Source organism: Roseiarcus sp., assembly GCF_052145395.1.
Classification (GTDB): Bacteria; Pseudomonadota; Alphaproteobacteria; order Rhizobiales; family Beijerinckiaceae; genus Roseiarcus.
On the sequence record NZ_JBKQOT010000839.1, the window covers coordinates 1 to 4,976 of the forward strand.

The window sequence follows — 4,976 nt, forward strand, 5'->3', positions numbered from 1 at the left end:
AAATCGGCGTAGCGCGGCCGCAGCGCCGCTTCGATCGTGGCGATCGTCGCCCCGTCGAGCCGGTTGTTCGACGGCTTTCCCCGCCGGCGCGACACCACGCTCGCCTCGCCTTCGCCACGATAGCTGCGAACCAGACGCTTCACTTGCCGAGCGCCAATGCCCAAAAGCTCCCCGGCGCGAGCCTGGCGCAGCTCGCCGCGCATCAGCCGCCGCAACACGTCAAGCCGTTCCCGCTCCGCCCCGCTCAACGCCAAAACGTCCCCGTTCACGCCAACCCCCTTCCGCTGCCAAAAAAGGGGACATCTCAACTCTGCTCAAAGCGGACATTCGAACTTGGCTGTAACAGCGCACTGTGCCGGAGTTGCCCCCCGCCGGCAAACCTGCTATCAGCCCGCTCCTCAGCCGTGGAAGAACGCCCGCGCCGCCAGTGGGGGTCATACGTTCGCACCACGAACCTGCAACCTGGCGCGTCTTCGGGGCCCTAGCCCCGAGGGCCGCGTCGCATTTGGAGCAGCATCATGGCGAAGAAAATCGTCGGCTATATCAAACTGCGAGTGCCGGCGGGCGCGGCTAACCCGTCGCCCCCCATCGGTCCCGCGCTCGGCCAACGCGGCCTCAACATCATGGAATTCTGCAAGGCCTTCAACGCGCGCACCGCGCAGATGGAGAAGGGCTCGCCGATTCCGGTCGTCATCACCGCCTATCAGGACCGCTCGTTCACCTTTGAGATGCGTCAGCCGCCGGTGACCTTCTGGCTGAAGAAGGCCGCCAACCTCAAGCTCGGCAAGAAGCCGGCCTCCGGCTCCAAGACGCCGGGCCGCGGCTTCGTCGGCAAGGTGACGCGCGAGCAGGTGCGCGAGATCGCCGAGAAAAAGATCGTCGATCTCAACTGCGACTCGATCGAGTCCGCGATGAAGATGATCGAAGGCTCCGCCCGTTCGATGGGCCTGCAGGTGGTGGAGTAAACCATGTCCAAGCACGGCAAGCGAATCAAGAACGCCCGCGAGGCAGTCGAACGCACCAAGCTCTATCCGCTCGACGAGGCGGTGAAGCTGGTCAAGACCGGCGCCAAGGCCAAGTTCGACGAGACGGTCGAACTCGCGCTCAACCTCGGGGTCGACCCGAAGCACGCCGACCAGATGGTCCGCGGCGTCGTCAACCTGCCGAACGGCACCGGCCGCACGCTGCGCGTCGCGGGGTTCGCCCGCGGGGCGAAGGCGGACGAAGCCAAGGAAGCCGGAGCCGACATCGTCGGCGCCGAGGACCTCGTGGCCGCCGTCCAAGGCGGTGAGATCGACTTCGACCGCTGCATCGCCACGCCGGACCTCATGCCGCTCGTCGGCCGTCTCGGCAAGGTTTTGGGCCCGCGTGGCCTGATGCCGAACCCGAAGGTCGGCACGGTGACCATGGATGTGAAGGCCGCGGTCGTGGCCTCCAAGGGCGGCGCGGTGGAATTCCGCGCCGAGAAGGCCGGCATCGTGCAGGGCTCGGTCGGCAAGGTCTCGTTCGGCGATGACAAACTCGCCCAGAACATCCGCGCCTTCGTCGAAGCGGTGAACCGCGCCAAGCCTGCCGGCGCCAAGGGCCACTACCTGCTCCGCGCCGCGGTCTCCTCGACCATGGGCCCGGGCGTCCGGGTGGACCTCTCGACGCTCAGCACGCCGACCTCGGTAGGCTCGTAAGGTCCGCTGGCGAAACTCGAACGGCGGGCGCGAAAGCCCGCCGCTTTCATGGCTGGCGCAGGCGGCTCGGCCAGCCGACCCGAACCAGCGTGTCGTCCGGTCCGTTGAGCGCGAATTCATACATGCCCCAGGGCTTGTCCTCGGGCGCGCCGAGCGCTTCTCCCGCAAATGTCGCGGCGTCGTCGTCCACATCCTCCCGATAGAGATAAAGACCGAAAGGATTGCGGCCGGGCTGGAGCCACCCTTCGACCGCCGGGTTGAGATGGATTTCGCCGCCGAGGCCGTCGGCAAGCATCCGGTAGTCGGAGAGACTGCCCGGTTTGAGCCGGAAGCCGAGCCGCTCGAAGAACGCCTGCGCCGCGTCGAGGACGTTGCAGGGCAGAATCGCGACCAGCCGCTGCTCCATGGAGCGCCTTCCGGGCATCTTGACGCGCGCTCTTGACGCGAAGGGACGGGTCGTCCGAGAGCGAACGCGCCCCACGGTTTCGCACGCCTTGGTCCAGATTATGACGCTCGATCCGCGATTTCGTCTTCCGATCGACGAGGCGCTGCCCGACCTCGAGGCGGCGCTCGCGGCGCACACGCGCGCGGTGCTGGTCGCGCCGCCCGGCGCGGGCAAGACGACGCGCGCCCCGCTCGCCCTCCTCGACGAGTCCTGGGCCAAAGACGGACGGCTCATCGTGCTCGAACCGCGCCGCCTCGCCGCGCGCGCCGCCGCCGCCCGCATGGCCGCCACGCTCGATGAAAAAGTCGGCGAGACGATCGGCCTGCGTGTCCGATTGCAGAGTCTCGTCTCGAAGCGCACGCGTCTCGAGGTCGTCACCGAGGGCGTGTTCGCCCGCATGATCCTCGACGATCCGGCGCTCGACGGCGTCGCCTGCGTGCTGTTCGACGAGTTCCACGAGCGCTCGCTCGACGCCGACCTGGGGCTCGCGCTCGCGCTCGACGCACAGAACGCGCTCAGGGAGGATCTGCGCATCCTCGTCATGTCGGCGACGCTCGACGGCGCGCGGGTGCAGAGCCTGCTCGGCGACGCCCCGCTGATCGAGAGTTCTGGGCGCGCCTTTCCGGTCGTCACGCGCTATGTCGGCCGCGATCCGCGGGCGCGGATCGAGGACGAGGTCGCGCAAGCGACGCTTGAGGCGCTCGATCGCGAGACCGGCTCGATGCTCGTCTTTTTGCCGGGGCAGGGCGAGATCCGACGCGTCGCCGAGATGCTGGAAGCGCGGATCAAGCGCCCCGACGTCGACATCGCGAACCTCTACGGCGCGATGGACGCGAGCGCGCAGGACCGCGCCGTCGAGCCCGCGCCGCCTGGCCGGCGCAAGATCGTGCTCGCGACCTCGATCGCCGAGACCTCGCTGACGATCGAAGGCGTGCGGGTCGTGATCGACAGCGGACTCATGCGCGTTCCCCGCTACGAGCCCGACATCGGCCTGACGCGGCGCGAACCGGTGCGGGTCTCGCGCGCCAACGCGGACCAGCGGCGCGGCCGCGCCGGCCGCGTCGAGCCGGGAGTCTGCTACCGGCTGTGGGAGGAGGCGGCGACCGGCGGCCTCACGCCTTACGCCGCGCCCGAAATCCTGTCCGCCGATCTCTCCGGCTTCCTGCTCGACTGTGCAGTCTGGGGCGAGACCGACCCGACGAGGCTCGCCTTCCTCGATCCGCCGCCGCGCGGCGCGCTCAATGAGGCGCGGTCGCTGCTCGGCGAAATCGGGGCGATCGACGCCGACGGCCGCGTCACCGACGAGGGCCGGGCGGTTGCGCGCCTCGCGCTGCCGCCGCGCCTCGCGCGCATGGTGGTCGACGCGGCGCGTGCGGGCGAAGCGCGCGCCGCCGCCGAGATCGCGGTGCTCATCACCGAGCGCGGCCTCGGCGGCGACGCGGTCGACCTGACGACACGCCTCGAAGCCTTCCGCCGCGACCGCTCGCAGCGCGCCGACGATGCGCGGCGGCTGGCGCGGGCGCTGGCGCAGAGGGCGGCGGAGGCGCTCCCCCGGCCTTCGGTCCCCTTGTCTCTGGGGGAGAAGGGCGCGCTCCCCTCTCCCTCGGGGAGAGGGGCTGGGGGTGAGGGTCTCCCTGGCGCCCTTCTCGCCTCGGCCTACCCGGACCGCATCGCCATGGCGCGCGGAAAGCGCGGCGAGTTCCTCATGGCCAACGGGCGTGCGGCGGCGCTCGATCCGCACGATCCGCTCGCCGGCGAGCCCTATCTCGCGATCGGGGAGGTCGTCGGACGCGCGGCCTCGGCGCGCATTCTGCTCGCCGCCCCGCTGAGCGCAGCCGACATCGAGGCGGTCACAGGGCCTTCGATCGAGACGGCGGATGAGCTGTTGTTCGACCGCGCGTCGACCTCGTTGCGGGCGCGTCGCCGCCGGCGGCTCGGGGCGCTGACGCTCGCCGAGCAGACGCTAGCGGTTCCGGCGGACGAAGCGAGCGCCACGGCGCTGGCGCGCGGCGTGCTGGCGCTGGGAGTCGGCCGGCTGCCGTGGAGCAAGGCGCTCAAGCAGTGGCGCGATCGCGTGCTGTTCGTCCGCCGCGCCGAGGGCGACGCTTGGCCGGACCTGTCGGACGAGGCGCTCGCCGCCGATCCCGAATGGCTCGCGCCGTTCCTCGTCGGAAAAACCCGCCTCGACCAGATCGGGGCCGACGATCTTTCGAACGCGCTGCACGCCCTTTTACCCTGGGACCTCGCGCGCCGCCTCGACGCCGAGGCGCCGACCCATTTCCACGCGCCGACCGGCAACGCCGCGTCGATCGACTACGAAACCGAGGGCGGCCCGTCGATCGCGCTGCGCGTGCAGGAGTTGTTCGGCCTCGCGGAGCACCCGACGGTCGCGGGCGGAAAGATACCGCTGACCCTGCATCTCCTCTCGCCGGCGCATCGGCCGATCCAGATCACCCGCGACCTGCCGGGCTTCTGGCGCGGCTCCTGGGCCGCGGTGCGCTCGGACCTTCGCGGCCGCTATCCGCGACACTTCTGGCCGGAGGACCCGGCGGGCGCAGCGCCGACGTCGCGAGCCAAGCCCCGAGGGACGTGAGGTCCGAAAGATGTCCGACGCGAGACACCGCGGGCCGATAGCAGGGCTCCGCGAATCACTGCTTCCGGGCGTTTGGCCGCCGTCGGTGGACGAGTGGCTGCCGGAGCGGCATCTGGCGCGTTTTGTTGTCGAGGGGATCGAGGGGCTCGATCTGCGCGCGATGGTGGGCGCTTATCGGGGCGCTGGGTCGGCGGCGCACCATCCGGGAAAGCTGTTGGGGGTGCTGGTGTACGGTTATGCGACGGGGGTGTTCTCG

5 protein-coding genes and 1 pseudogene are annotated in these 4,976 nt (G+C 70.2%); 4 read left to right on the plus strand and 2 right to left on the minus strand.

From position 1 onward, the window contains the following. The coding region (locus tag ACLP25_RS29170; RefSeq protein ID WP_442472591.1) for a helix-turn-helix domain-containing protein at positions 1 to 269 on the minus strand (269 nt) is incomplete at its 3' end. Between the two features lie 249 nt (positions 270 to 518). On the opposite strand from ACLP25_RS29170, the gene rplK reads away from it, so the two are divergent. After that, positions 519 to 965 carry a 50S ribosomal protein L11 gene (gene rplK, locus ACLP25_RS29175; protein ID WP_442472592.1) on the plus strand — a complete coding sequence of 149 codons (447 nt, stop codon included), beginning with the start codon at positions 519 to 521 and terminating at the stop codon, positions 963 to 965. Between the two features lie 3 nt (positions 966 to 968). Next, positions 969 to 1,682 carry a 50S ribosomal protein L1 gene (gene rplA, locus ACLP25_RS29180; protein WP_442472593.1) on the plus strand — a complete coding sequence of 238 codons (714 nt, stop codon included), beginning with the start codon at positions 969 to 971 and terminating at the stop codon, positions 1,680 to 1,682. Positions 1,683 to 1,728: 46 nt separating this feature from the next. Here the strand turns inward: rplA and ACLP25_RS29185 are convergent, their stop codons facing one another. Further along, positions 1,729 to 2,088 carry a glyoxalase gene (locus tag ACLP25_RS29185; RefSeq protein WP_442472594.1) on the minus strand — a complete coding sequence of 120 codons (360 nt, stop codon included), beginning with the start codon at positions 2,086 to 2,088 and terminating at the stop codon, positions 1,729 to 1,731. A 100-nt stretch (positions 2,089 to 2,188) separates the two neighbouring features. On the opposite strand from ACLP25_RS29185, the gene hrpB reads away from it, so the two are divergent. Then, positions 2,189 to 4,720, plus strand: a complete 2,532-nt coding sequence (gene hrpB / locus ACLP25_RS29190) for an ATP-dependent helicase HrpB (protein WP_442472595.1) — start codon at positions 2,189 to 2,191, stop codon at positions 4,718 to 4,720. A 10-nt stretch (positions 4,721 to 4,730) separates the two neighbouring features. Next, a pseudogene (locus tag ACLP25_RS29195) lies at positions 4,731 to 4,976 on the plus strand (hypothetical protein); the annotation flags it as partial.